Origin of the sequence: Salipiger pentaromativorans (genome assembly GCF_024721115.1) — a bacterium.
Lineage (GTDB): Bacteria > Pseudomonadota > Alphaproteobacteria > Rhodobacterales > Rhodobacteraceae > Salipiger > Salipiger pentaromativorans.
Map to the genome: position 1 here is coordinate 53,148 of NZ_JAMDHK010000015.1, position 25,239 is coordinate 78,386.

A 25,239-nucleotide genomic window follows, 5' to 3' on the forward strand; every position below is an offset into this window, starting at 1 on the left:
ATGAGCGTCGTCACCTACTTCGTCGAAACCTCCCAGGGCTACCTGGATTCTGCCGCAGAGACTCAGTTCGGCGCGGTGGCGGCAACAGTCGGCACGATGCTGGTTCTTGGAACGACGCTTGTGGTCATTCTGGTCTGTGTGAACATGATCTACCAGTACCGTGCCATGGACGGACGCACTGCTTTCTGGCTCGCGGTGAAAGTCGGCCTCATAGGCGTTTTCGCGACCAACTGGGTTCAGTTCAACGCCTTCTCATCAGCCGTCTTGAACGGCATCGACAGCATCGCCGGATCGCTAGTCGCCTCTGTTGGTGGTGGCACGCCGGGCCCAAGCGGCACGTTCGCAGAGGAGTTTGACCGGCTCATTGCCGAGTTGGGAGAATACCTGAATGCCGCAGGCTCGGAACTGAATTGGGTGGCCGGCGCATTGCTAGATGTTCTTGGCGTGCTCCTGCTCTCGATCCTGGGCGGGCTTGCTGCCTTCATTCTCGTCGCATCCCGGCTCATGATCGCACTTCTGATCGGGATCGCTCCGGTCATGATCTTCCTGACGCTTTTCGAGGTGACCAAGGATTATTTTGCGCGTTGGCTCTCGGCGCTGGTCTCCTTCGCGCTCTATCCAATAGTCGTCGCAGGTGTTTTCGCGACAATCACCGGCGTCAGTTCGGCACTGATCGGAGAGCTTGGAGATCCCGAGGGCGCGTCCAACATTGGGGCCCTTATCCCATTCTTCATGATGGTGCTCATGGCAAAGGGCTTCATCATCGCGACGCCCTTCATCGTCAGGGCGATTTCGGGAAACATCATGATGCCTGCGCTCTCGGCAGGGATGGGTGGGGCCTACGGGTTCGGCAGAGCCCTTGGCGGCAGCCAGCAGGCCTACAACCGGTATCTTATCGGCGGAGCGAGTGGGGCGGAGTACGCTGCACTCCGCGCCCGACAATTCTTTGGCGTCCAGACGATGCCTCAAAGGCCGGGTGTCAATCAGAACACACCCGTTTCTCCCGGATCGGGCCCACCCGGCACAGGCGCAAAGATGATGGCACAGTTGGCCCGTCTAAGCAGGCTGGGAAGGCGATAATCCCCGAATGCGCACTCAACAGTGTATGCATCGCCTTGCCTATGATCCCAATCGTCCCGTCACAGAGTCTGTGCCGTTTCCTCGAGCCGATATCGGGGGCTCTGAGATAAGTCACAGCTGCTAAGCTGTCGCCGCGCAGTGTACCTCGGGTCCAGGCCGGATGTTGACAAGTGGCAGCTAATTTGCATATATATGCCATATGTCCATTCCGGAGGCTGTTATGCCTGAACTCAGACGGATCGAACCACACGTCGCCGCTCCCGTACCGCAATTCTCCGATGAGGAGGTGCAGGCCATGCAGCGCGCCTTTATTAAACTCGCCGGCCTCTGGGGTTTGAGCGATGAGCAGGCCTCCGTCCTCATGGGCGATATTTCGGTGCGGACGTTTCGGCGTTGGAAAGCAGGGGAATTCGGCCGTGCCGGGATCGATACCGCCGCACGCCTCTCGAACATCATGGGGATCCACAAGGCGCTCCGACTGCTCTTCAAGGAGCCAGCACGAGGTTACAGCTGGGTCAAGCGCTCGAATACCGCATTTGGCGGCGCGACGGCTTTGGAGGTCATGCTTGGGGGGCAGATCACCGACATCATGCGGGTCAGGCGTTACCTTGACGCGGTGCGGGGGCCTTGGTGACAGCGCCCGAAACCAGGGTCACCTGGGACAGGTACCATCGCCTGATAAACTCGGCCTACCCACCGATCGATCTCTTCGAGGATATCGCAGACCCAGCCGACTGGTTGCTTCTCGGCTCGGGCGAGAGCAAGACCAACCCCAGGCTCGCCCTGACCATCGGAAACCTGGACCTCGTCCCCGAGGAACGGCGCGTCGGAGGGCCTGGAGCATCCTATCTGATGGCCCCATTCGTGCATGTGACACCCGATCACAAGGGGCGGTTCCACGACGGCACCTTCGGCGCCTTCTATGGAGCGGACGATTTCGAAACAGCCCTTTTTGAGACCGTCCATCACACCCAGCTGTTTTTTGCCGCAACCGACGAAGCGCCGGGATGGATCGCCGACAAGCGCGAGCTGATCGGGAAACTAGATGCGGTCCTTGTCGACGTCCGGGAGGGGTTTGACGATCTTCTCAACCCGGAAGATTACACCAGCCCTCAGGCCTTCGCGCGAGACCAACGTGCTGATGGTGCGAGTGGTATCGTCTACCCGTCCGTCCGAAACCCTGCCGGCACATGTTTCGCGACTTTTTATCCCGATGTCGCCGCCGCTCCCGTCCAAGGGCGCCACATCACCTACCATTGGGACGGCGCGAAGGTTGATATGTTCAAGGACTTGGGCGACGGGTCAGTCTACGCGATCTCGGCCTGACGCCACGGCGAGCAGAGACCGGGGAAACGGGTTTGGCTCCCAGATGGGGTGCAGCGAACCTCCCTCGGCCAACCGGACTTCCTCTGCCGTCACCGATCCCTCAAATGTCGCGGCACATCCATGGACTGATGCAGGACCCGGATCACGAAGATCGCGGCGCCATCGACCTCGTAGAACGCAAGGTGGCGGCCGGTGATCAGTCGCCAGCATCCCGGCAAGAGATCCGAACAGTCCGTTCCGATCCGCGGATTGTCGAGCAATCCGTTCAGGGAATGTTCGATGTCGTCGAGATATCTGTCCGCTTGGTCGGGTCCCCATTTTCGGTCAGTCTCCGTCCAGATGTCGATAAGATCGGTTCTGGCAGCCTCGCTGAGCCGGATTTCACGCGTCATTGGCGCCAGACCTGGCCCACGCCTCGCGTTTAATCGTGGCCATGTCCAGCGGTCCCGCATCGCCGGAGTCCTTGCCCTCCATCAGGGCTACCCGGAGCCGGGCGCGTTGACCCTCCTGCTCTTCCATGAGCCGCAGCGAGGCACGGATCAACTCGCTGGTCGACCCGTATCGGCCCTCCTTCAGCATCAGGGCGATGAATTGGTCCCAATGCGGGCCGAGTGTCACGCTGGTGCTTGCCATCTTAACATCCAAAATACGCATAAAGATGATATATGCGTATCACTCAGAGTGCAACCGTTGGCTATTGAGAAGTATCCGCACCCCAAAACCGCAGCGAATGATACTTGCGACGCAACCGACCGCCATCAGCCCCGGTGTTGTTGTCTGGGACGCCGGTCCTGTATCCCGTTCTCAGATCAAAGCGTATGACAGCAAACTTCCTTAGGGAATGAGCAGGTAGCGGGCAGCAAATTGCAGCGATGTTTCTGCCGAGACATTAACTTGTCACTTGACAATTTAAGAGAGTGGAGTATCTAAGGTGCCAAGGAAGAAGCACACATCAAAGGAAATCGAGGCCGTCATCCAGGAGCTCGAAGAGCTGGGATGGAACCTTATTGAGGGCAAGGGGCACGCGTGGGGGATCCTCCGATGCCCGGCCAACGATAAGGATTGCCGCTGTGGCGAGTTTTGTCAGATGTCTGTCTGGTCGACCCCGAAGAATCCACAGCAGTTCGCGAAAAGGATCCGACAGAAGGCTCTGGCCTGCGTGAAGCTTCAGAAGAACGACGAAGGTAATGCCGATGGCTGAAGAATTCGAATTCGAACTGGTCTTTGCACTCCCCGACGGAGAGCACGATGCGTTTTCGCTCTCTGACGCGATCTTCGAGGCGGGTTTTGAAGATGCGCTCGTGGGCACCGGTCACGCCGGTCTTCTGGGTGTAGAACTGGAACTTGAAGGGGATGAGGCCGAGAGCGCGATCCTTGAAGCGGCGCGGGCTCTGATCAAGGCGCTGCCGCAAGGCACAGTCCTGCGCGAGGTCCGTCCCGACCTGGTGTCTCTCGCGGATGTCGCCGAGAAGCTCGAGATAAAGCGACAGGCGCTCCAGCAGCGCAAGATGCCCCTCCCCGTTGCGGGTGGCCTCTACCGCATCGATGAAATGATCGAGGTTCTGATGGAGGCCGCAAACCCGGCAAAGGGGCAGCGTCGTCCGCGCTTTAACCTGGCTTCCGCCGCGAAGTGGTTTCGTGCGGGCCCCGCGGCCCGCAGGGTGAACGCCCAGTTGACGATGCGTGAGATCGACCCTGCGACGATTGAGCGAGCCCCTCGACCAGAGCGCGACGACCCTGGCTTTCTTCACCCGTGACAATGGTCGGCTCAAGGCCGTGGCCACAAGACACCATCGCGACATTCTTTCGTGTCGCCCGCATGGCGGCTCAGCCAAGCCCGAATTTCTCGCCCGTCTCGCTGACGTTTGCTTCCGAACCGGACATCTCCGCCTCCAACCGCTCGAGATCACTCACGGCGTCCTGAACTCGGGCGACGTCGTTTTCGGACGCAGCCTCCACCTCCAGATCTGTCTGCCGCCCGAACTCCATCTCCATCTGCCGCTGATCATCCGCAAGAACAGCGGCGCGGCCGCGCCGAGGCGCTTGAGCCGGACCGGACTCAAGGGGTGCAATCCCTCCGCCTTCTGTTAGCCCCATCCTGGCCTCGAAATCACGTTCCGTGAGACCTGACCCCCGCGGCGCCGTGGGCATCGCCCTGACGCTCAGGGGCAATTCCCCCATCGGAGGGACCGGCCCCGTCGGGAAGGGTAGCTCCCCCTCCTGGGCGGCATGGATGCCCTTGAAGAATGGGTCCTCGAAATACACCACGCGCTTGGCCCGGACCGGCATCTGGGCGTCCACGACGACGACGATCTCGTCGAGCGGCAGGCGCCGCGCCTCATCCTCGGGCAGGAGCGACACCTCCTCCGTCCGCTCCGATTGGCTGCGGCCCTCGAACGGGTTCTTCCCGACCGCGCGGGACCGCGTGACGACGGTTTTCGTGGTCTTGCCGACCGCCTTGCTCAGCTCCTCGACGGTCTTCTCGTCGGAGGGCGTCAGGTAGAGCTTGATCCCGGCGTTGCCCTGCAAGGCGCGCCGCGTGTTCTCGCCGTAGATATCGTCGATGGCCGGGATGGTCTGGGTCACCACCGCGAGATGCCCGCGATAGGCGCGCAGCACCTCGATGCTCTCGGCCACGATCGGCATCTTTCCGAGCCGGTTGAACTCGTCGAGCATGATCATAACCGGCCAGGGCTCGTCCGGACCCGGTTCCTTGTCCTGAAGCGCCGACAGCAGGTCCGAGAAGAAGAGCCGGATCAGAGGTGCGAGGGGTTTCACCATGAGGGGCTGGACGACGAGGTAGACGCTGAAGGGTTTCTTGCGGATCGTCCGGAAGTCGAAGTCCGAGGTCGCCGTCGCATCGTCGATCGCCGGGTTCTGCCATTGATCGAGGCCCGAGGTCATCAGGAGCGAGACATAGGATGTCAGCGTATCGTTGTTGGTGGACGCCAGCCGTGTGAAGATCAGCCGCGCCGCGGCGTTTTGGACCTCATGGGCGCGCGCGAGATATTCCTTCTGCTTCTGCCCGCCCGAGGCGGCGATGCGGTATATCTCGCCGAGCGTCGGCCTGCGGCGTTGGAACGCGAGTAGCCCGGCCGCGACGAAGAGATCGATCCCCCCTTTGAGAAGCCCCTGAACACGGTCGTTGTCGTTCTGCAGGAAGAGTGTGGCCAGGAGCTGCAACTCCATCTGCTGGCGGGCCGGGTCTTTGAGCTCATAGATGCGCAGAAGTGGGTTGTAGCGATGCGTCCGCCTGTCCTCCCAATCCGTGGGCGCGAAGCGGAACACTTCGTCACCCTGCGCCGCCCGGTGGCGGGCCGAGGCCTCGAAGCATTCTCCCTTTACGTCGAGCACCACCGCTGAGCCCTGCCAGGTCAGGAGGTTCGGAATGACGAAGCCGGTGGTCTTGCCGCGCCCGGTCGGCGCTACGATCAACGCATGGGGAAAGGTCTTGGAACACAGGAACGGCGCACGCGAGCTTGGCTTTCCAAGCTTGCCGATCACAAAGCCCGTGCCCGGCGCGCCGAAGAAGCCGTTCCGCTTCATCTCGCGGCGGGTCTGCCAATGGGTATAGCCGAACCGGGTGAGCGCCGAGCCCGACATCGCAAGGCTCATCATGAGGCCCGCCACCCCGGCCCCGCCCATGATCAGGTTGATCAGGCGGAAGTCGTCGGGACGGGCGGCCCCGATGGCGCGGTAGTTCTGCACGATATAGAAGAAGTCGATCTCGGCCCGGAAACCCAGGTCCCGGAAACTGATCACGGCCGAGGCGATGACATAGCCGATCGCGATAGCGACCAGTGTGACCAGCGCGACGCCGAGGGCGAGGCGGCCCTTCCCTACCCCTCCCATCAGTGCGTCTCCCCGCGCTCGGTCTCGCCATCGACAAGATCGGCGCGGTGGAGCTCGAACTCGCGGTCGGCGATCTCCTCGACCACGGCGCGGGTCGCCTCGCTGTTGGCGGTGGCCGCGTCCGACTGCAGGTAGGTCTTCGCGGCGTAGAGCCGATCGAGACGGTCTTCGATCTGGGTCTTCAGCACGTCGACATCCCCGTCCCGCAGCCGGTCGATCTGCGCCGCGTCGAGCTCGCGCTCGACGGCGTCGCGGTAGGTCAGTCGCTGACCGTCGTCCTGGAACGGCGACTGCAGATTGCCGGCCCGTTCATGGTCGACGACCCGCCGGATGTCCGGATCGGCGATCGGTGCCCCCTCGACAGCGTCCCCCTCGCGCGCGTCCGAAAGCCGCCCGTCGCGCAGGTCGAGCGCCACCTCCCGCAACTCGTTGTCGCGGCGGACCTGGTTGAGGGCCTCGGTGTCGCGCAGATCGGTGACGGCCGCATAGGTCGCGCCAAGCCCGCGGGCGAGATGCGACGGCATATCGGGATAGCGCGCGCGGAACTCGTCCGTGACGGCATCCGCAACGGGGGTCCGCGCGTCGCGACCTTCCATGATCCGGTCGACTTCGCGGGTGATCTCGCGGGCCCGGGCCTCGTCGGTGATGCGCTCCCGGTAGGGCTCGGACCGGTCGATCACGTCGCCCGGGCGCGCGAGCAGTTCGGGATGCGCATCGAGGTAGCTGCGTTGCTCTTCTTCGATACGCCGCTCCGCGCGGGAGACGATCTCCCACTCCCGCGCCTCGATCTGGTCTTCGGTCAGACCTTCCGAACGCATGTCCTGGCGGATGGCGCGCTCCATGTCCTCAGTGGCGTCCCGATGATAATGGACCCTCTCCGTCACGGTGCGATCTTCCACGACACCGTCCTCACGCAAGACCCCTGCCCGCTCCAGCGCGACGCCGAGCTGGACATGGGCCCGGTTGAGGGTCTCGCGCGCCGTCTCCAGATCCGCGCGGCGCTCGAGGTTGAGACCGTCCCTCTCGGCCACCCGCGCCAGATCGTCAGCGATCCATTGCCGCTCGAGCGCGGCGTTCTGCGCGCCGGTTTCCATCCGGGCGACCACCACGGACGAACTGATCCCGGTCCCGCGCAGCGCGGTGTCGACCTGCGCCCGCACCTCGGGGTCTCGCAACCGGTCGAGCCGGGCCGCATCGATATTGGTCTCGGAATAGACCCCGCCCTCCGAGGGCTTTTCGGTCAATGTCACGGATCTGAGCCCTAGCGGCTGCATATGCGCGAGCCGCGACTGGATCTCGTTGAGGCTGCGCTCGAGCCGCGGCCGTTCGGCCTCCGGCTTCGCATCGATCATGCCCTGGACGCGCGCGACCTGATCGGCATAACGGGTCCTCAGATCCTCGAACGATTGCTCCTCTGCCATGTAGACGCCTCCTTCCAAAGTCAGCTTGCCGCCCTTGGCCAGAAGCTCTCCCGAGCGGAACAGGGCATCGGCGATGTCCTCGCGGTTGTCCGCAGAGGCCTCAGCGGCAAGCGAGTGATAGATGATCCGGGTGTTTGCGATCTCTTCAAGGGCGCGATCAAGATCGGCCCCGACCCGTGGCCGTGGCTCCGCGGCCCGCCCCTCAACCTTGGCCGCATAGACCTCGCGGGTGCGCGGCGGGTAGTGCACGACACCCCGATCGAGCCGCCGCGTGGCCTCCAGACGCACGCCGAACCGCTCGGCCTCTTCCACCATGGCGAGGCGGAAATCGTCGTAGTTGAACCGGTGATCGCGACCCAGGAAGAAGAACTCACCCTCCTGCGACCGGCGATTCAAAACTATATGTGCGTGGGGGTGATCGCGATCCTCATGCACCGCGATGATGTAGTCGAAATGTCCCTCTTCGGACTGAAAGAACCGCTCGGCGACATTGGCGGTGATGTCGCGCACGTCCTCGCCCCGGGTGCCGATCGGATAGGACATCAGCATATGCGTCGTCTGTCCGAGCTTGGGCTTGAACCCCGCACTCCAGCGCTTGGCGAACCGCTCCGTCAGGTCCTTGATCTCCGATCCCTCAAGCCTCGTCTTCCCGTCCAGGAACCCGCTGCTGTCCACGATATGCGAGGACTTGGTGGTGAGGTAATCAAGCTGGTTCATGAGCTGGGATTTGGTATGCGTGCCCCCGCCCCGGATCGCCTTGAAGACCGCCGCACGATGCCCCGCAGCGGCGCGCACGAGCTGCCTCTGCCGGGACGCCTGCAGCCCTTGCATCGAGCCCCGTATCCGGCTCCAGCCATCCCGGAAGATCTCTCCGGTGACGTCATGGACGGCATCATTCAGCCGCATGGGCAAACTCCCTCAGAGCGGCAGTGGCGGAGAGCCGCATCCCATCCCGACGACGGCGCAAAAGCAGGTCGATCTCGTCAGCGGAATCGAGGATGAACCGCGCCAGCGCACGCATCTGCACGAGGCGCAGTTCGGACAACTCTGCGTTCGGCGCGGAGCCTTCCCCCTGCCCCTCCCGGCTGGCTTTCATCATCTGCTTGGCGACCTGCACGACGCCGTTGCCGACCTCGTGCAAGGAGGCCCGGTAGCGCGCCATCTCAGCCGCCAGATTCGCGTCCGGAACGAACGTTCCCCCCGCCGCCTGGATCAGCCGCCGGACCCCCTCCGTGCGGGTCTCGATCCCCGCCGCGGACAGCACCTCATCCAGCGCAGCAAGCTCTTCTGGTGTCAGCTTCACCGTCACCGCGGCCGTCGCCACGGCCGCATCCTTCTGGCGTTCTTCGTCCGCCTTCAACGTGTACTGGATGGCCCGCGGCGTGACCCCGAACCGCTCCGCGAGCGCGGAAGTCCCCACACCTGCTGCGGCCTCGCGGATAATCTCCGCCCGCTCCGTCTGTGTCAGTCTCTTGGTCCGGCTCATACGAAGAAAGCCCCCCTATTTCCTGCCACCTTCATACGAGGCCGCCTCTACCATACGAACCTATATAAACGTGTCAATGATATACTATTGTATAGATGGAGCGCTGGCGGCCTCGTATTCCGTTTTCCGCCGAGCGGCCCCGGTGAAACCGGGGGCGCGAGGCCGCGGCCCGAAGGGTCGCCAGCCCCCTTTCCGTGAGCGCACCGGCCGCCTTTTTTACGCCCGCGCCGGAGGGTCTGGCCGAACACGCAGGTGTTCGGACGGACGCGAGGGGCGGCGCGCCTTCCCCCCGACGGGGCTGACAGACAGGGTCAAGGGAGGCCAGATTTGGCCCACCAAATCTCTGCCGCAAAAACCGGCAGGCCCCGCCTGACTGTTTTTGGGGATGGCCCCCTTGAGGCTGGCTGGCAGACCTGTTCGCGGCTCTTTCACCTCCTCCCGTCAGGACCGTTCTGGGTCCTGACGGGAGGGGTCGATGCGCAAGTCGACAGTCAGAAGGGCCGCCTTTTGGCGGCCCTTCGGGGGTGCGATCAGTCCTGCGGTTCTTTCGAGCTGGGCGGGAACATCACCAGTTCCTGGACGGCGACCGGGAAGTCGAGCTTGAGGCTGAAGAACTCCGTTCCGTCCCCGGTCCGGGTGTTGCGGAACATCGCGCCGACGCGCTGGAAGCGGGTGCGGACCTCGCCCTCGGCATCGGTGAACTTGACGGGGACGGTGGCAACGTAATGGGTGGTCATCTGGGTCTCTCCTTTTTGCGATGAGGATCACCTGGCACGGGGAGCCGAGGGTCGGTCGCAAGCGCAAATGCGGAGGGTCCGCGACACCCGGAGTGGAAGCCGTATTTGCTCTTGCCGACGCTAAAGCGGAGGGACCGGACGACCCGCCCCCGTGCGATCCGAAAGTGTGAGCAAAGAGGCGTGATCCGGGTGGCTCGCCCGCATCTAAAATGCCACCGTCCAGATCAAGGTCGAATGCCAGGTGCGAGAGCCGAGAACGATGTCTGCATCCACGTCGGTGCGATGGTTTGGAAGCCCCGGATCGGCTGGGCACGGCTATCTGCCGCAAGGTCGCATTCCCCGCCCGACCCGAAACGGGAGCATGTTTGATGCCAGCGATCCGAGCAGGATCGGGCGCAACTGCATTGTGCTGAACGGTGTCCCCTCAGTCGTAGGTCGAACGATGACCTGTGATCCCCATTCGCCGAATACCGCACTCCGACCCGATAGTTTCGACGAGCGGGCAGGCGCCCAAATCCTGACCTCCTTCGCGGACACCCCGACGCCGCAGACACCGACCGGCCACGGACCATGAGAACGACGAAATGGCCGCCCGAAGGCGGCCTCTTCTCTCACTGCTCGGTCTTCTTTTTCGCGGGATCCGCGACCCGCATCACGGTCAGCCCTCTTGCCTCGGCCTTCTGCCCGAGGTTCAGCGCGACCCCGTTGCCGCCGAAGAGCACGACCCCGGTCGCGGCGAACTTGTCGTCCAGCATCTCGTCGTTGCATTTGAACGGCGCGGCACGTCCATACGCAGACCAGCGCGGATCGAACCGCGCCTGCGCGACCCCCCGGGCGCGCGCCCACCTCGCCGCGATCATCTCGGCCCCGTGCTTGCCACCCTTGTGGCAGAGGAAGATCTCCTGATTGCGGTTTTGCCGGATCCGGTCCCGAACCTTGTCGAGCGTGGTGAAGATCACGTCGATGTCGGTCCAGTCGGTGGCGCCGGAGACGATCAGGGGCACCCCTTCGACCTTCGACTTCGCGGCTGTCTCGCGATCGTGCTGCTCGAGCAGCTGCCGGGCCTCGAAGACCGCGCCGGTCTCCTGCGCCCGGACGCTCGCGCGCGAGCCTGCGGCCGGGATGAAGGCGTGGCCGGTCTCGACCTCGTAGCATTCCGCCGCCGCCTCGGCCATCGTCTCGACGGCTCCGACGATTTCCCTCAGCTGCAGGAAGCGGACTTGGGCCTCTTCGAGGGCGGTCTCTGCGATCTCCGATCCGTCGTGCGATTTGGCCAGGGCGCCGATCTTGTCGGCGGTCCGGTCGACCTCCTTCGTCAGGGCCACCTTGCGGCGCTGCAGGATCGTGGCGAGCCCGTGCGCCAGCGGTTCGATCTCGGCCTCGAGCCCGGTGCCCCGCAGCTGGCCGAGCAAGGTCTCGAAGGTCTCCCGGACGATGCTGTCCTTGAGCAGGTCGTCCTCCGGGATCGGCAGGACCGCGCCCTTCTCGGTCAGCCCGTAAAGTTCGATGGTCTCGTAGGCGGTGGCTTGATCGTAAGACATGTCGGTATCTCCAGATGTTTGAGGCGCCACCACGTGAGTGTGGGGGCATGGCCGAATGTCTGGTTCACCGAATCTGTCCGGGTCAGGGACGGCGCAGCCGCCGGCTTGCCGGGCGCAAAAGTTTTCCGGGCGCATCGCCAACCACGGGCGCGCCGTCGACCACTGGGCTGACACCTCCGCGCGCACCGCCCTCGCCGAAAAGTTTTGCGATCCTTGAGGCGGGCTGATTTGGGGGCCATCCGGAGGATATGCTTCCGCGCTCATGTGTGTGTGAATGACGGTAGGTTTGCCCGACGCGAGCAGGCAAGCGGCGCGACCGGACGCGGCAGACGGATGGAGCGGCGGGATCGTTTTGGCCCCGGCCAAAACAGACCAGAGCGCAATCCGGCGCAGCGGCCGGGGAGCGACGTGCTCGCGAGACGGGCAAACCGGGATGCCGGGTGCGACGCCGCGGTGAGGCCGCATGGCCGAATGCGCGATCGGCCAAGGGCCGATATCTCCCCTGCGACAAGCGAAGCCGAGCAGGGGAGAGCCGTCAGGCTGGTGGTGACCACCGCGCCGCATGCGAGACGCATCGATCACGTTTGAAGCTCACCACCTGCGAGCCGACCTTCCTGGTCTGCGTCCTTGCGGCACCGCCCACGCTGGCTGTCAAAGCGCCTCGATGTCTCGTCGCGCGACCGCTGCGAGTTTCGGAAGGCCTGCCCGTGTGAGATCGAGAAGAAATTCGCTCACGGTCATGCTCGGGTTCCTGTAGCGGCGGCGGACCCGCCCGAGCGCACGAGCAGCTTCGACGGGAAAGAGCTCGTATGTGTTCACGAGCATATCATCGGCGCCCAGTACTGGGATGTCATAGTCGTCAAGAAGACCTGACGGGAAATCGCGCAAGTTTTCAGTGACAATGACTTGGGCGGAACATCGGATCGCGGCCGCGAGGACGTGTCGATCATCCTTGTCCGGCATATCGAGGCCGTCGATCAGAGACATATGTCCCGTCACGAAGCATTCGTCGAAGGTCTGCCGGATCATGCGGGCTTGAGAATTTATGCTGTCCTCGAGCGATGGCTTCAATTCGATCAGGTTCTCTGTCCATTCGGCCATGATCTCCTCCGTGAAACGGGCACGGAACAGACCCTCGTGCGCGAATGTGAGCAGCACATCCCGGACGCGAAACGGAAACAGGACGTTCGCGTCAAGGATCACGACAAAGGGATTGGCGACGATACTCAAGCTGCGTCAAACTCCTGGCCGAGCCGAGCGAGCTCGTCGAGCGCGTCCTCACGCTCCTGACGCTTTCGGTCACGGTAGGCGGTCAACGCTTCGAGCGGGACGCGCCTGTGCTTGCCGACTTCCTCGAATTCGATTTCGCCCGCCTTCAAGAGCTTCGTGAGATGCGGCCGAGACACATTCAGCATATCCGCTGCCTCTTGCGTGGTCAGCATCGTGCCGACCGGGACGAGGGTCACCATATTGCCGGAGGCCACATGACCCAGCAGGTCGATGATTAGATGGCCGACGGCGGGCGCGATGTGAACATGGTCCCCATCCTGACCTGAAACCTTGAGGTTTCCGTCGGCATCCATCGCGATGGCGATGGCCGTGGCCGCATGCGCAGCAGAGCTGATTTCTTCTGGAGTAGGAAGGCGCTTCTCCAAGCCCTTCTCAACCTCCGCGTGCGTGGTGTCGGTCATGGTTTTCTCCCTTGGGTTTGATGCAGATATGCGCCCGTAGACCATCCCCTTCAAGAGAAATAAGCGAAACAACCGAAATAAGCGTAAATGCGCTTTGCTTCGCCGCGCAGCGCATCCCGCCAATGTGAACGCGCGACCAACCGGGCCGTCCGCGCAGGTTGCTGCGGCTGTCTCGCAAGCGCACGTCCGCATCGTATCCGCCACTAACGTCAACCCCAGAGTCGATGATCTGGCCTCACGCTCCGATCAGGCCCGCTGCCCGCATGCTGAACGCGGCTTTCTCCCGACCAAAACCGACGATTAGATGGTCGTGGACGGTGATCTCCATCACCCGGCATGCGTCAACGATCTTCCGGGTCATGTCGATGTCGGCCTGGCTCGGCTGCGGATCGCCGGAGGGGTGGTTGTGGCACAGAATGATTGCTGAGGCATCGAGGACCAGCGCGGCGCGAAGAACCTCGCTGACATAGACCGGCACATGGCTGACACTGCCGCGGGACATGACCTTGTCGCGGATCAGCTTGTTTTTTCGATCAAGGAGCAGCACCCGGAAGGTCTCGACCCGTTCCCGAACGGCGGTGAGCGCGAGATAGTCGGTCAGTTTGTCCCAGGACTGGAGCGCCGTGGTCGCCCGCACATGGCGGCGCAGGATCGCTGTCGCCGCATCGATCATGGCGATCTCTTGTTCGGAAAACCCCGCAGCGGGTGTCACCGCGGCGTCTGAAGTGTTGTGTGACATTAGTACATTCCCAGTCATGAGAAGTGGAGCGGAAGGGCCGGGGGTCAGATGAAGCCGGCGATGACGAGGCCCGATTTCATGGACGGTCGGCCGCAGAGCTCGCAAAACCCGGCCCTCTGATCGGGCTCAAGCTCGGCGGTGTAATCGCATCCGGGCGCCATGCAGATCGCAGGAACGAGACTGTAGAGCGCGCAGTCTTCGAGGAAGTCGACGATATCGCTGTAGCCTTCGGTCTCGGCCAGCGTGATCAGCTTGGGATGGTCGAAGTTGAACATGGGATTTTCCTTTCTCTCGGATGGAATGGGAAAAGGGGAACCGCGATCCCGCGGCTCCCCTCCCGGGACCGGCCTCTCTGGGCTGGAGTGCGCGCCCGCTCAAAACCGTTTGAGCGGGCGCGCCGTGCGGGGTCTCCTACCCCACGAGGGCCATGCCGGTGCTGCCCGGGCGGTCCGGCGCGGCGCTCTCGACGAAGGGGATGATCGAGAAGGTCTGGCCGCCGCGTTGCTCTTCGTTCTGTACCGCGTTCACGCGCAGATCGCCGTCGGGCGTGTTGATGAGGAGCGAGACGTAGTCGTTCCCGGTCCGGCTGCTCCGGGCCATCCAGGCCGAGCCCACGCGGATCGGCGTGCCGCGCGGTGAGCTGACCTCGATCCGGTAATCGGGATGGGTCTCTTCGGTCTTGTAGGTGTTCTCCACGAGGATGAAATCGAGGTCGAACATCATGTTGGCGATGTATCCCGCGAAGGCGTTGTCGGCATCCATCGCGGTCAGCTCGCCCGAGATCGAGCCGGACTTCATGGTGCCGTTCGAGACCAGCGGGATGACCTCGTATTCGCCGCTCTGTGCCTCCCGCGCCTCCTTGGTCTGCACCGCGTTGACCCGGAACGGGCCGAGGCCGACATCGATCTGCATCGACAGGTAAGGATTGCCGGTGGTGTTGCCGATCTCGCTCCAGGCCGTGCCGATGCGCACCTTGCGCCCCGACTTGTTGACGGCGGTGACGTCGAAGTCCGGGCTGCGCTCGGACATCTTGGTCCGGGTCTCGAGCTGGATCGCGATGTCGAACCGCGAGGAATGGATCATGCCGGTGAAGGCTGCGGCGGCGGTGTCGGCGGTTTTGATCAGGGTTCCTGCGAACATGGGTCTTACCTTCCTTAGGTTGCGGGGTCTGACCTCGTGCCAGCACCCCGGTTTGCTTTCCGACCCCTCATGGGATCGCAAAAACCAGAAGCCCTCTTTTTCTTTCTCTCCTGCCGGTCAGTCCGCGGCAGCGCTCGGGCGACGGCCTTCGATCGCCACACGCGTGGCTCCCTTGACCGCCCGAAGTATTTGCCCCCGCCTGGGCCACGAAAAAGTCCGCCTCCCGCCCGTTCAGCCTCTGGCCCGCGTGATCGGTGAGCCCGATGGCATTGCCGTTCGGCGTGTAGATGACGAGGTACTGACCGAGACGGTCCTTAATCACGCGGTAGCTTTCGTTCGCCCAATGGACCGTCGTGCCGGCCTCCACAGCCGCCCTGATTTCTGCGAGTGTCATCTGGCTCTCCATGTCGATGTGATGTTGGGTTGGCGCGCAACCCGACGGGAAGGTCGGGTTGCGGCAAGGTGTCGATCGATCTGATCCATCTGTCGGTCCGGCGAAGGGCGCGGGGACGGACCTCGTCCTCTGGTCCCGCGACGCCGCAAAGACCGTGCCTGTTCAGGCGGCCCGGTCTGAAGAGTTGGCGGTTGCCGACCCGACGATCCGACCGAGGATCGCGGCGACATCGATCCCCTCCCCGTGCGGCACGAAGACCCGGAGCTGGAAGGCGATGATTTCGGTAAAGCATCCCATGGCCTTCAGCCCGTCGATCGCCCCCCGATCCGCCCCGTCGATCTCGAGGCGCGCCCCGCCCGCGACGCGGCGCCGGGTCAGGGTCAGCCCGCGCCCCAGATCGACCGGGGCGGTGGAGCCCAGAGCGGCCGTCAGCATGTCCCCCGGTGTCTTCGGCGCACCGACCATGAACCGGGCGCGCAGGGCCGCGGCCCCGTCCTCGCTAACGGTCCGGCCGATCATGCTCCCCCACCCCTCGGGCGTGACGCGGTAGATGCGCTCGTTGCCCGAGGGGATGTCCTTCCAGATCGGCAGCAGCAGCCCGGTCAGCAGATAGAGCTTTGTCGTGGTGGTCGTCGGCAGGGTATCGGCTTCTTCGTCCCAGAGGCGCATGAACGCGTCGCGGTCGATCTCTTCCCAGGCCGAGGCCTCGAACTTCGTCTCCTCGAGATAAGACGACCCCGTCGGCCGCGTTACCTTGCGCATCAGCGTGACAATCTCCTCGTCATACATCTGCATGGGACGGGAGGAGACGAGCGCCGCGCGGCCGGAGGCACGATTGACCATCGGCAGTTTGTCGGGGGTTCTCTCCAGCGCCTCTGCGGCAGAGAGAACACGAACAGGATCCGTCACCTCGAGCCCGATGATCCGTGTCACGGCCCCGGAGCGCGGACAGGTCCAGAGATCCTCCGCCGAGACCTGCTCAATCCTCTCGCCACGCAGCGTCTCCACCCCGAGGTCGAGCGTGCCGGCGGCGCGGGCCCGCTCGGTCTGATCGGCGATCCGGGACATGAACTCGGCAAAGAGCGCGTTCTGCATGTGGATCGGCAGGGCCAGCACCCGGTTGAGAAACCGCTGGATAGGCGGCAATTCCTCAAGCAGCACGCCGTCCTGGTCGATCAGCCGCAGCGCCGTCCAGTCGGAGAATGTCTCGTAGGTCATCGCGCGGGCACGCCCGGCCGCGAGGTCGGCCAGGTAGCCGCGCAGCGCGCCCCGCGCAATCGCACTTTCCAGATTATCCTCTTCGCGAAACATGCCCTGCGAACCGGTCTCGCGCTGGCCCTTGGTGAGCGCCCCCAGCTGATCGAGCCGCCGGGCGATCGTCGAGGTGAAGCGCTTCTCGCCATGCACGTCCGAGGTGCAGACCCGAAAGAAGGGCGCGCTGACCTGGGCGGAGCGATGCGTGCGGCCAAGCCCCTGGATTGCCGCGTCGGCCCGCCAGCCCGGCTCCAGCAGGTAGTGCCGCCGCCGCTTCTGGTTCCTGGCGGATCGAGCGGCGTGATAGGATCGGCCCGTGCCACCGGCATCCGAAAAGATCAGGATGTCCTTCTCGCCATCCATGAAGGCGCGGGTTTCCGAGGAATTGCTGCTGGCGCTGCGCTTCTCGATGAAGAGCGCGCCGTCCTGCGATTTCAGCGGACGGATGGAACGTCCGGTGACTTCGGCCACGGCCTCGTCGCCAAAGGCCCAGAGGATCTGGTCGAGCGCCGAGGGGATCGGTGCCAGCACCATGAGGTCCTCCATTGCGGCGTCTCGCAGAGCGAGCGCCTCGCGCGAGACGACCAGCGCCCCGTTCTCATCCCGCAGCGGCTCGGCGATGACATTGCCGTCGATCTCGACAAGCTTCTGGGCGTGGATCGGAAAGGCCTGTTCCAGATAGGAGAGCACGTAATCCCGAGGCGTGAGCGCGCCTTCGACCAGCGCGTCGTCGGGGTCCATCGCCTCGAGCCGACGCTTCAGCAGGCTTTCGCCCGTCGAGACCACCTGGATCACACAGGCATATCCTGCGGCGACATCTTCCTCGATGGCGCGGATGATGGTCGGGGCCTTCATCCCCATCAGCAGATGGTTGAAGAACCGCTGCTTGGTACTCTCGAACCGGGATTTGGCCGAGGCCCGGGCGGCCGAGGCATTGGTTTCGCCGGAGGCATCGTTGACTCCGGTTGCGGTCAGGGCCGCCTCAAGGTTCTGGTGGATGGTCCGAAAGGCCCCTGCATAGGCATCGTAGATCTCGATCTGGGCCGGGGTCAGCGCATGCTCCAGCACGTCGTATTCCACGCCGTCAAAGCTCAGCGCCCGCGCCGTGTAGAAGCCGAGGGTCTTGAGGTCACGCGCCACCACCTCCATGGCCGCGACACCGCCAGCCTCCATCGCCGCAACGAAACTCTCCCGGCTCGGGAAGGGATACTCCGCCCCCGGCCCCCAGAGGCCGAGGCGAGAGGCATAAGCGAGGTTCGAAACATTGGTGGCCCCGGTCGCCGAGACATAAAAGACCCGCGCCCGAGGGGCCGCGAGCTGCAACCGCAGGCCCGCAAGGCCCTGCTGCGAGGGTTTGACGCCTCTCCCCTCGTCGGAACCGGCGGCGTTCTGCATCGCATGCGCCTCGTCGAAGGCCAGGACGCCGTCAAACTCTTCACCCATCCAGTCGAGGATCTGCTCAAGCCGGGTCTGTCCGGATTTGCCGACGGACCGCAGGGTGGTGTAGGTCACGAAGAGGATGCCGTCGCCCATGGCGATATCCTGGTCCGGCTTCCATTTCGAGAGCGGCTGGATATCGGCGGGCGAGCCGCCGAGATCGGTCCAGTCGCGGATCGCGTCCTCGATGAGCGTGGCCGACTTGGAAATCCAGACCGCCTTGCGCCGACCGGCGAGCCAGTTCACCAGGATGAGCCCCGCACATTCCCGACCCTTTCCGCATCCCGTCCCGTCGCCGAGGAAATAGCCAAGGCGATAGGCACGGGCCTCCGGATCAGCGTCCGCCCGCACCATCCGCGTCTGATCGTCCTCGATCGTGAACCGGCCCGGCAGGTCACGCGCGTGCGCGTCATTGGCCATGAGGATAGTCTCGAGCTGCGCCTCCGAGAGATGGCCCTCCTCGATGAGCCGAGCCGGAAGGCGCAGCTCCTTGGCGGCAGAATTTGACGGCACCGGCGGCGCGACCGAGGCCATGGCGATGCTTTCGACGAGTGGCGTCGGGTGTTCCTGTGCGCCGGCGATCTCGATCCGCTGCGGGCGGTAGCGTGCATAGATGTCTGACACGGGGGTGTTTTCGCGGGCCGCCTCAAGCGGGGTGAAGGTGAGCGGGATCGCGGCGCTTGATGTCGAACTGGAGGTGCGAGATGCGGGAGCCATGGGCTTGCGCGTTGTGCGCAAGCCACCCTGCCGCCGGATGTGCCGGACTTGCGTTCGGGTCTGGATCGGCGTGGCAGGTCGGCACTTGGCGATGTCATCGACGATCTCCTGAGCCGCTTCAAGGTCGGCGACCTCAGAACGGAGCATCTCGACCTCGCCCTCCACCTTGTCGAAGACCATGAGCTGGGTCTCCACGGTGGTGCCGAGCTTGCGATAGACATGACCCGGGAGTGTGAGAGCGAGAAGCGGGTGTGCGATATCCGACGCCCGGGCCCAATGGGCCGCGTCCCGCTCGGGCGTAAAGCCCGTCGGCATGATCGCCACGAGACGTCCGCCGGGCGCGAGACGCTTGGCGGCAGAAATCAGGTGCTTGGCCGCGATGTGTCTGTCGCGCGAGCGATCGACCGAAGAGGCGAAGGGCGGGTTCATCACGATGATGCCCGGAAGCTCGGAGACCGCCAAGAGATCATCGATATGCTCCGCATCGAAGCCGGTGACCTCGCTGTCAAAGACCACCTCAAGGAGCGCGCGGCGGAAGGGATCGATCTCATTGAGGATCACCGTCGCGCCCGCGCGTGCGGCCAGCCCGGCCAGCGTGCCGGTCCCGGCCGAGGGCTCCAGGACGGTTTCGCCGGCGCGGATGGCGGCGGCACGCACGGCCAGAGCCGCATAGGGCAGCGGGGTCGAGAATTGCTGCAGGCGGATCTGCTGCTCGGAACGCCGGGTCTCCGTCAGGAGTCGCGCGGCAATCGATCTGGCAGCCGTGGTTGCGTCTGATCCGCTGGCGCGCATGGTCTCCATCACGGCGGCAGCCTGCATCGTGTCGTAGGCCATCCGCCAGGACCAGGCGCCACCGGCATCGCTGCCGCTGAAGGCCTCGCGCATGATCCGGGCCAGCGTGGAGCTCCGGAGGGGCTGGCTTTCGAGTTCGATGCCAATCTCCGACAGCGCATGCCGAAGGAGGGCTTTCGTCGGGATTGAGGATGCGGGGTTCAGGCGTCGGTCGGCCATTTCATTTGTCCTTTGGGTCAGGGTCTAAATTCCAAAGAACAAGACGCCCCCTTTCCCTTTTGGAGGATGGAGGCGCTTGAGAGCTCGAATTGGGGCGGTTCAGGGAAACGAGCAGGAGCAATCGCGAGCGTAGCGCGTCGGCGATATCTCAGAGAGGCTGTTGCCGCGAGAAGAACTCCGCCAGGACCGGGCTCGCATCGCCTCTGGCGGAGCCGAGAAGCACGGATCCTGCCAACGAGGCTTTCGACAGTCGTACGAGACCGCCGGTCCCCTCCATGCGGTAACATCGGCGTTTTTGCCGCCCGCAACGATAATGCGTCACCGTAACGACCTGGCAGGTGCCGCCGTCGGTCAGCGTGACCGGCGCGGCAAGTTTGATCCTGTCGCCTTCCGCGTAGTCCGGGATCGCCGCCCAGTCCCGGCAGCGCTGGCGCCAGGCATGGGCATGGCTGTCCGGGTCCTTCAACTCGGACAGCAGTGCCAATAGGCTCAGCGGCGCCCGCGACTCCACCGGCCCGGCGCTCTCCTCCATGTCCTTGTAGCCCCAGCATCCGTCATCGTAGCGTGTCAGGAAGATGGCAGCGAAGGTGATCGACCCGTCCTCATCGGTCAGATAGGTGGCATCCTCGATCGCTGAGCTGTCGAGGCGCGTGACCCTCGCGGCGGCGTACCATGTCGATCCGACCTTGCTGGCCCGGACCAGGACCGTCCTGTGGGTATCGCTCTCGAAGCTACAGATCCGGGTGATTTCTGCCTTTTCGTCGGCATGGGATTTGACGCGGCGGTCGGTATAGAAGAGCCAGCCCATTTCAGGGTCCTTTCTCTTGAAAATATGGTTTGTCGCCAATGCCCCGAGAGGACGCAGCCTGCAGGGCATTGGCGATGCGGGTGTAAGAAAGGCCGGGTTACGCCGCCCGCCGATCCCCGACCTCGATCAGCGCGTCGAGCGGCACCCGGTAAGGCAGCATCTCGTCAAAATCCTCGCAATTGCCGCGGTTCTGTACGATCGCGTGGGTGTCGGTGGCGTCCTTGAGGATCACCCGGAACGTGCCGCCAAGCCCGGAAGGCACATCGTAGGCGCCGCCGATCAGGTAATCGGCCGCCCGGCGCAGGAAGACGCGGATCGTGTGTCCATCGGTCGCCAGCCGGATGGTGTCGTGCCCACGGTCGATGAGCATTTGCACGTCGTCGAGAATATCGGTGTAAAACTGTCCCGTCAGGTCACGGAATGCCGCCTGCCGGGCGGCCATCCAGTCCCGGTCCCGGAACGGGTCGATGCCTTGGGCAAAGGCGAAGGACGGATCGGCCTGCTCGGTGGTGACGATCCGCGTCGTCGTGCCGTCGATGCCGTTCGAGCGGAGGTGGACCCCGGTCCCGACGATCAGGATCAACGCAGGCAGGCCGACGGGACCGTTCCAGTTCGGCAGGAAGGTCGTGCAACTGCGCGCATGCGCGATCTGGGCCGCGACCTCGGTCGCGGAGAAGGTGAGAAGTGCCATGGGATTATCTTTCGGTGTGATCTGAGAAAGGGTCTGACCCGCGCCGGGCTCGGAGAGCGGCGCGGGTCTTCGGATCGTCAGGCCGCCTCAGAGACGGCTGGCTCTTCGCCGCGCGCGTCGGTCTCGGCTTCGGCCTGTTCGGAGCCGGAGGTCTGCATCATCGGCGGACACCAGGCCGCGACCGCCGCCCGCTGAGCGTCTGTCAGGGTGGCGAAGGGCTCTGCAAAGAGCTTGTCGCAGAAGGCGACAACCTCCTTCTTCGTCGAGGACGCCAGGGTCACCGCCTCCTGTGCGAGCCCCAGTTCCTCGCCGAGGATCTTCAGGAGCCACGCCTTCTTGAAGCGATTGAAGAGCGCCGCATTCGGTGTCCAATGCGCGCGGATGTCCGGCATGATCTCGGCCTCGAAGTCATGCATCAGGCTGTCGTGTCGCCGATCCCTAGCAAAGCACGGCTGCGTCGTCGCCGCGGCGGCGTAGGCCACGAGCTTCGCCTTCTCGCCCGCATCGAGCGCCCGGAAGAGGGCGAACTGATCGGCGGGCGATTTGGCCTCGTCGGCCCAGGAGAGGTCGAGCGCGTCATGCGCCTCCGCCACCTGGTCGAGCGACGTGCCGTCGATCTCCTCCATCTTGGCGTGGCTGCGATATTCCTGGCGCGCATCGACCTTGATCGCGTGGGTGACACTCATGCCGTGGCCCAGCACATCGGTCACCAGCTTGAAGAGCGTGAGGTCCAGCGTAGCCTCCGGATGCATCGCCATTGCCGCGCCGAGCGCCATCGCCCGTTCGGTCTTGAGGTCCTCCGTCAGAGAGGCGGGATAGCTGATCTCGTCGCTCTCCCCGGCCCCCGTGACGTTCGTCGTCGGCGCCGGATTGCTATCGGAGCTCGCGACCTTGTCCTCGGGGCGCACGAGACCGACATGGCAGGTCACCTGACCGTTCGACCAGGCGGCGATCACGCCCGCGCGCGCCAGGTCATCGGCGCTGTAGGCCTCCTGCAGACCTCTCGCCTCGGATTCGAGATCGTCGACCTTGTCATAGAGCGCGCGATAGGCCTCATCCTCGAGATCTTTCGTCTCCATCTCACGCTCGAGCGTCTCGAGTTCGGCGATGATCTGGTCGAGCCGGGCCTGGCCCCTCTCGTCGGGATCGACCGGACCGGGATAGACGCGGCCGTATTCCGCCATGGACGCATAGTCGTAGCGGATCACAGCCTCCGCCCAGGCAAAGCCGGCGTCGGCCCGCGCCTGTTCCGCGGCTGCGGTAAGCTTTTCGAGAAGGATCGTTTCGACCAGCGCGGTGTCCTCGAGCACCGAATGCTCGTCCAGTAGGTCGGCCGCGATCGCGCCGCCGCGCGCCTCGTACTCCTCGCGGACGAAGGCGCCGATGTCGTCGCTGACCTGGACGCCGCGGGACTTGAGCGCGCTCCGGACCGTGTAGGCCTGGAGGTAACCGTCCTCCCTGGTCAGCGCCTCGAAGACCTCCCGCTGAACCTCCTGGCTCGGATGGTCCGCAAAGGCCTTCATCACGTCGAGAGTGATCGACTTCGCGCGCGCCGCGGCGCGGATATCGGGGTGGATGAGACCGTAGCGCAGTCGCCCCTTCACCGCCGCGACCGTAGTGCCAAACGTCGCAGCGATGCTCTCGAGCGTTTGCCCGTCGACCTCCATCATGCGCGCAAAGGCCTCGAACTCGTCGATCGCGCTCATTGGCGCCTGGGTGATGTTCTCGGCGAGCGACACTGCGGTCGTCAGGTCGCAATCGTCAGGAACCAGGCGGCACTCGACCTTGGTGCGGGCCGTGAACCCCTTGGCGGACTTGTCCGCCACGAGCGTACGGAGCGCCGCATGACGGCGCCCGCCGGCAAGAACGCCGAAGACCCCGTCGATCTCCTGGACGAGGAGCGGCTGCAGCAGGCCCAGCACCGCGATGCTGGCCTGCAGGTCGGCGATATCCTCCGGTGCATAGGTTTCCGGAGATCTGGCACGTACGTTGGCCGGGTGGATCCCGAGATCGCCGATGGCGACGGAGACGGGTTTGAAGCTCAAAGTCATGGGATGTCCTTTCCACGCTATCCGGCCCCCGGGCTTCTCCCGGGCGGCCTGACCGATCCCCCTTCCGGGGATCACATGACAAAAAGCCCGCTTTCCCTTTTGAAGGGTCAGCGGGCCTGTCGATGTTGAAGAGGGAGGTACGCCCCGCCCTACCAGTCGTGGGCCATCATGATGGTCAGCACGCGGACGGTGGTCGCAGGATTGTCCGGGGTCTCGGCGCCGTAGCGGAACTCCGATGCCGCCTCGTAGAGATCAAGTTTCCAGAACACGGTCTCGCCGCGGATGGTGACCGCCCCGAAATCGTGCCAGCCCTCGGGGTCGTTCTCGGGCTCGAAGGCGTCGAATTCCCCCGTGGCCTTCACCGCCTCGGCCATGAACCCGTCTCCGGCCTCCATGAGCGAACGGGTGACATGCATCCGGCCCGGGATCGGCTGGTCTGGGGCAAGCCCCAAGCAGGCGAGCCTGCGGAAGGCATCGTTCTGGGCGGCTATGACCGTCGCATCAGGGGCATCCGTGTCTTTGGGCTGAGGGTGGCTCATGGGTCCGTCCTTTCGGAATGTGTTGAAACCACCAGACCCAAAGCCTGCTTTCCCTTTCGGTGCACCGCCCCCGACCGGTCACATCTCGGACGGCCTGGGGGCAATTCCACGCCCTCATGCGGCCGCCTTCCCCTGCCCCGCCTCCGACGCGGCGACGAGGTAGTCGCAGGCGCGCTGCGCGTCCGCCGCATGCTTGAAGATCGCGCGCTTGTCCGACTTGAGCACGCGTACCCAATTGTCGAGGTACGCCGCGTTCAGCTCCAGCGTATGCGCGGAAAATCCCAGCTTCTGTCCGAGGAAAACGGTGCAGAGCTCGGCCACGACCTCTTCCCGGGCGTAGGCGGTATTGCCGAACCGCGCATCCCCATAGCTTCGGTTCAGCCGGTGTCGCGCCTTGGTCCAATGCCCTAGCTCATGTCCCCAGACGGCATAGAAATTGCGCGGGTCCTCGAAGAGCTCGATCGGAGGGAGATAGATCTTGTCGAGCGCAGGAACATAACAGGCATCACGCCCCGAAAAGCTGACCATCGCGTCGATAGCCTCGAAGAAGTCCTGCATGTGCGGGATCGGCGCACGTTCGGGATACTCCTGCGCATCGGGCGGTACGGGGTGGAACTGCGCGTCCAGGCCTTCGATCTGGTCAGCGTTGAAGACGCGATAGGATTTCAGGAAGGGAATGGCCTTGGAGTCTTCGCGCTCGGCATCCTCGTCGGACGCAGCATCGGCTCCGCGGCGCTCCGCGGTGCCGTAATAGACGACCAGCGACGATCGTTCGCCCTTGATGACCCGCGCGTCCAGCTCGTTGGCCTGCTTGAGCGTCATCCAGTAGGGCGAGCTGTACCCGGCCATCATGGTGCGCAGAGTCAGGAGGAAGTTGTTGATCCCCTGATAGGCCTCGCCGTTCTGCCGGAGCGGCACCGCACTGCCGCCGACCGTCCAGGGCTTGCGCCAGGGCAGCACGCCCCGGTCGATGATTGCGATAAGCTCGTCAGTAATCGATGCGGCGGCGTCGAATTTGCGCTTGGTGGCTTTGGCCATGAAATATCTCCGATGTCTGAGGAGCGCGCGGCAGCCGCGCGCGGATCGGACAAGGGTGGTGAGCAACACCACTCAAGGCTGACGGGTCCGGTTGAAATTCCGCCAGACCCTTCCCTCCGTCTTCGGATCCGTCCCTCTCAAAGCCTGCTTTCACTTTCCGAGACTCGGTCGCACAGCGGTTAAATCGGCTGTCAGAACGGACCTCCCGCCCGGCTCCGAACCTGGTGCCCCGGCATAAAATCTTTCAGTTCAACGAGAGTCTTCCCTCCCACATCGCACCTGTTTC

At 64.2% G+C, this 25,239-nt stretch carries 23 protein-coding genes; 4 read left to right on the plus strand and 19 right to left on the minus strand.

Features of this window, described 5'->3' with window-relative positions; translation table 11 throughout:
- The 3 genes from M4578_RS19320 (at position 1) to M4578_RS19330 (ending at position 2,406) form a co-directional block, all read left to right on the plus strand.
- Positions 1 to 1,080 carry a TrbL/VirB6 family protein gene (locus M4578_RS19320; RefSeq protein ID WP_121066901.1) on the plus strand — a complete coding sequence of 360 codons (1,080 nt, stop codon included), beginning with the start codon at positions 1 to 3 and terminating at the stop codon, positions 1,078 to 1,080.
- Between the two features lie 220 nt (positions 1,081 to 1,300).
- The gene (locus M4578_RS19325; protein ID WP_205589670.1) at positions 1,301 to 1,714 is read left to right on the plus strand and encodes an MbcA/ParS/Xre antitoxin family protein; all 414 of its coding nucleotides are present in this window, start codon (positions 1,301 to 1,303) and stop codon (positions 1,712 to 1,714) included.
- Complete coding sequence (locus tag M4578_RS19330) at positions 1,711 to 2,406, plus strand: RES family NAD+ phosphorylase (protein WP_258094906.1); 696 nt, start codon at positions 1,711 to 1,713, stop codon at positions 2,404 to 2,406. The genes M4578_RS19325 and M4578_RS19330 overlap by 4 nt, the downstream gene beginning before the upstream one ends.
- Before the next feature lie 89 nt (positions 2,407 to 2,495).
- Here M4578_RS19330 and M4578_RS19335 read toward each other — a convergent pair whose 3' ends face one another.
- The gene (locus tag M4578_RS19335; protein WP_258094907.1) at positions 2,496 to 2,798 is read right to left on the minus strand and encodes a type II toxin-antitoxin system RelE/ParE family toxin; all 303 of its coding nucleotides are present in this window, start codon (positions 2,796 to 2,798) and stop codon (positions 2,496 to 2,498) included.
- Positions 2,788 to 3,039, minus strand: a complete 252-nt coding sequence (locus M4578_RS19340; protein WP_121067036.1) for a type II toxin-antitoxin system ParD family antitoxin — start codon at positions 3,037 to 3,039, stop codon at positions 2,788 to 2,790. The genes M4578_RS19335 and M4578_RS19340 overlap by 11 nt, the downstream gene beginning before the upstream one ends.
- Positions 3,040 to 3,599: 560 nt before the next feature.
- Between M4578_RS19340 and M4578_RS19345 the strand changes: the two genes are divergently transcribed.
- A complete protein-coding gene (locus M4578_RS19345; protein ID WP_017467933.1) occupies positions 3,600 to 4,163 on the plus strand; it encodes a hypothetical protein in 564 nt (187 codons plus the stop codon).
- 70 nt (positions 4,164 to 4,233) lie between these two features.
- On the opposite strand, the gene M4578_RS19350 is transcribed toward M4578_RS19345, so the two are convergent.
- The 17 genes from M4578_RS19350 to M4578_RS19430 all read right to left on the minus strand — a co-directional run bounded on the left by M4578_RS19350 (position 4,234) and on the right by M4578_RS19430 (position 24,953).
- Positions 4,234 to 6,258 (minus strand): type IV secretory system conjugative DNA transfer family protein, encoded by a 2,025-nt coding sequence (locus M4578_RS19350; RefSeq protein ID WP_258094908.1) that lies wholly within the window; start codon positions 6,256 to 6,258, stop codon positions 4,234 to 4,236.
- Positions 6,258 to 8,585: a relaxase/mobilization nuclease domain-containing protein gene (locus tag M4578_RS19355; protein ID WP_258094909.1), complete on the minus strand. Its 2,328-nt coding sequence runs from the start codon at positions 8,583 to 8,585 to the stop codon at positions 6,258 to 6,260. Before M4578_RS19355 ends, M4578_RS19350 begins: the two co-directional genes overlap by 1 nt.
- Complete coding sequence (locus M4578_RS19360) at positions 8,572 to 9,165, minus strand: helix-turn-helix domain-containing protein (protein WP_027264455.1); 594 nt, start codon at positions 9,163 to 9,165, stop codon at positions 8,572 to 8,574. The genes M4578_RS19355 and M4578_RS19360 overlap by 14 nt, the downstream gene beginning before the upstream one ends.
- Before the next feature lie 530 nt (positions 9,166 to 9,695).
- Positions 9,696 to 9,902, minus strand: a complete 207-nt coding sequence (locus M4578_RS19365; protein WP_258094910.1) for a hypothetical protein — start codon at positions 9,900 to 9,902, stop codon at positions 9,696 to 9,698.
- 611 nt (positions 9,903 to 10,513) lie between these two features.
- Positions 10,514 to 11,443: a DUF2493 domain-containing protein gene (locus M4578_RS19370; protein WP_258094911.1), complete on the minus strand. Its 930-nt coding sequence runs from the start codon at positions 11,441 to 11,443 to the stop codon at positions 10,514 to 10,516.
- 651 nt (positions 11,444 to 12,094) lie between these two features.
- Positions 12,095 to 12,673: a PIN domain-containing protein gene (locus tag M4578_RS19375; protein WP_258094912.1), complete on the minus strand. Its 579-nt coding sequence runs from the start codon at positions 12,671 to 12,673 to the stop codon at positions 12,095 to 12,097.
- Positions 12,670 to 13,134, minus strand: coding sequence for a helix-turn-helix domain-containing protein (locus tag M4578_RS19380; RefSeq protein WP_258094913.1), 465 nt, complete (start codon positions 13,132 to 13,134; stop codon positions 12,670 to 12,672). The genes M4578_RS19375 and M4578_RS19380 overlap by 4 nt, the downstream gene beginning before the upstream one ends.
- 235 nt (positions 13,135 to 13,369) lie before the next feature.
- On the minus strand, positions 13,370 to 13,807 hold the full coding sequence (locus M4578_RS19385; protein ID WP_258094914.1) for a JAB domain-containing protein: 438 nt from the start codon (positions 13,805 to 13,807) through the stop codon (positions 13,370 to 13,372).
- Between the two features lie 110 nt (positions 13,808 to 13,917).
- A complete protein-coding gene (locus M4578_RS19390; protein WP_258094915.1) occupies positions 13,918 to 14,148 on the minus strand; it encodes a hypothetical protein in 231 nt (76 codons plus the stop codon).
- A 136-nt stretch (positions 14,149 to 14,284) separates the two neighbouring features.
- The gene (locus M4578_RS19395; RefSeq protein ID WP_258094916.1) at positions 14,285 to 15,013 is read right to left on the minus strand and encodes a DUF736 family protein; all 729 of its coding nucleotides are present in this window, start codon (positions 15,011 to 15,013) and stop codon (positions 14,285 to 14,287) included.
- Positions 15,014 to 15,080: 67 nt separating this feature from the next.
- Complete coding sequence (locus tag M4578_RS19400) at positions 15,081 to 15,407, minus strand: hypothetical protein (protein WP_258094917.1); 327 nt, start codon at positions 15,405 to 15,407, stop codon at positions 15,081 to 15,083.
- Between the two features lie 162 nt (positions 15,408 to 15,569).
- Positions 15,570 to 19,826 (minus strand): strawberry notch family protein, encoded by a 4,257-nt coding sequence (locus M4578_RS19405; protein WP_258094918.1) that lies wholly within the window; start codon positions 19,824 to 19,826, stop codon positions 15,570 to 15,572.
- Between the two features lie 148 nt (positions 19,827 to 19,974).
- Positions 19,975 to 20,634, minus strand: a complete 660-nt coding sequence (locus M4578_RS19410) for a DUF6927 domain-containing protein (protein WP_258094919.1) — start codon at positions 20,632 to 20,634, stop codon at positions 19,975 to 19,977.
- 97 nt (positions 20,635 to 20,731) lie between these two features.
- Complete coding sequence (locus M4578_RS19415) at positions 20,732 to 21,325, minus strand: regulator (protein WP_258094920.1); 594 nt, start codon at positions 21,323 to 21,325, stop codon at positions 20,732 to 20,734.
- Positions 21,326 to 21,402: 77 nt separating this feature from the next.
- Positions 21,403 to 23,376, minus strand: a complete 1,974-nt coding sequence (locus M4578_RS19420; RefSeq protein WP_258094921.1) for a ParB/RepB/Spo0J family partition protein — start codon at positions 23,374 to 23,376, stop codon at positions 21,403 to 21,405.
- 149 nt (positions 23,377 to 23,525) lie between these two features.
- Entirely contained in the window at positions 23,526 to 23,915 is a 390-nt protein-coding gene (locus tag M4578_RS19425) for a DUF3768 domain-containing protein (RefSeq protein WP_258094922.1), read from the minus strand.
- Between the two features lie 114 nt (positions 23,916 to 24,029).
- A complete protein-coding gene (locus M4578_RS19430) occupies positions 24,030 to 24,953 on the minus strand; it encodes an ArdC family protein (RefSeq protein ID WP_258094923.1) in 924 nt (307 codons plus the stop codon).
- Between the last annotated feature and the right edge of the window lie 286 nt (positions 24,954 to 25,239).

What these genes read in the sequence shown, in the direction of transcription:
- M4578_RS19390 (WP_258094915.1), bottom strand. Translation starts at nt 14,148, where the DNA reads ATGTTCAACTTCGACCATCCCAAGCTGATCACGCTGGCCGAGACCGAA.
- M4578_RS19370 (WP_258094911.1), bottom strand. Translation starts at nt 11,443, where the DNA reads ATGTCTTACGATCAAGCCACCGCCTACGAGACCATCGAACTTTACGGG.
- M4578_RS19325 (WP_205589670.1), top strand. Translation starts at nt 1,301, where the DNA reads ATGCCTGAACTCAGACGGATCGAACCACACGTCGCCGCTCCCGTACCG.
- M4578_RS19420 (WP_258094921.1), bottom strand. Translation starts at nt 23,376, where the DNA reads ATGACTTTGAGCTTCAAACCCGTCTCCGTCGCCATCGGCGATCTCGGG.
- M4578_RS19320 (WP_121066901.1), top strand. Translation starts at nt 1, where the DNA reads ATGAGCGTCGTCACCTACTTCGTCGAAACCTCCCAGGGCTACCTGGAT.
- M4578_RS19340 (WP_121067036.1), bottom strand. Translation starts at nt 3,039, where the DNA reads ATGGCAAGCACCAGCGTGACACTCGGCCCGCATTGGGACCAATTCATC.
- M4578_RS19425 (WP_258094922.1), bottom strand. Translation starts at nt 23,915, where the DNA reads ATGAGCCACCCTCAGCCCAAAGACACGGATGCCCCTGATGCGACGGTC.
- M4578_RS19380 (WP_258094913.1), bottom strand. Translation starts at nt 13,134, where the DNA reads ATGACCGACACCACGCACGCGGAGGTTGAGAAGGGCTTGGAGAAGCGC.
- M4578_RS19400 (WP_258094917.1), bottom strand. Translation starts at nt 15,407, where the DNA reads ATGACACTCGCAGAAATCAGGGCGGCTGTGGAGGCCGGCACGACGGTC.
- M4578_RS19345 (WP_017467933.1), top strand. Translation starts at nt 3,600, where the DNA reads ATGGCTGAAGAATTCGAATTCGAACTGGTCTTTGCACTCCCCGACGGA.
- M4578_RS19410 (WP_258094919.1), bottom strand. Translation starts at nt 20,634, where the DNA reads ATGGGCTGGCTCTTCTATACCGACCGCCGCGTCAAATCCCATGCCGAC.
- M4578_RS19430 (WP_258094923.1), bottom strand. Translation starts at nt 24,953, where the DNA reads ATGGCCAAAGCCACCAAGCGCAAATTCGACGCCGCCGCATCGATTACT.
- M4578_RS19360 (WP_027264455.1), bottom strand. Translation starts at nt 9,165, where the DNA reads ATGAGCCGGACCAAGAGACTGACACAGACGGAGCGGGCGGAGATTATC.
- M4578_RS19415 (WP_258094920.1), bottom strand. Translation starts at nt 21,325, where the DNA reads ATGGCACTTCTCACCTTCTCCGCGACCGAGGTCGCGGCCCAGATCGCG.
- M4578_RS19355 (WP_258094909.1), bottom strand. Translation starts at nt 8,585, where the DNA reads ATGCGGCTGAATGATGCCGTCCATGACGTCACCGGAGAGATCTTCCGG.
- M4578_RS19385 (WP_258094914.1), bottom strand. Translation starts at nt 13,807, where the DNA reads ATGATCGATGCGGCGACAGCGATCCTGCGCCGCCATGTGCGGGCGACC.
- M4578_RS19395 (WP_258094916.1), bottom strand. Translation starts at nt 15,013, where the DNA reads ATGTTCGCAGGAACCCTGATCAAAACCGCCGACACCGCCGCCGCAGCC.
- M4578_RS19350 (WP_258094908.1), bottom strand. Translation starts at nt 6,258, where the DNA reads ATGGGAGGGGTAGGGAAGGGCCGCCTCGCCCTCGGCGTCGCGCTGGTC.
- M4578_RS19405 (WP_258094918.1), bottom strand. Translation starts at nt 19,826, where the DNA reads ATGGCCGACCGACGCCTGAACCCCGCATCCTCAATCCCGACGAAAGCC.
- M4578_RS19365 (WP_258094910.1), bottom strand. Translation starts at nt 9,902, where the DNA reads ATGACCACCCATTACGTTGCCACCGTCCCCGTCAAGTTCACCGATGCC.
- M4578_RS19335 (WP_258094907.1), bottom strand. Translation starts at nt 2,798, where the DNA reads ATGACGCGTGAAATCCGGCTCAGCGAGGCTGCCAGAACCGATCTTATC.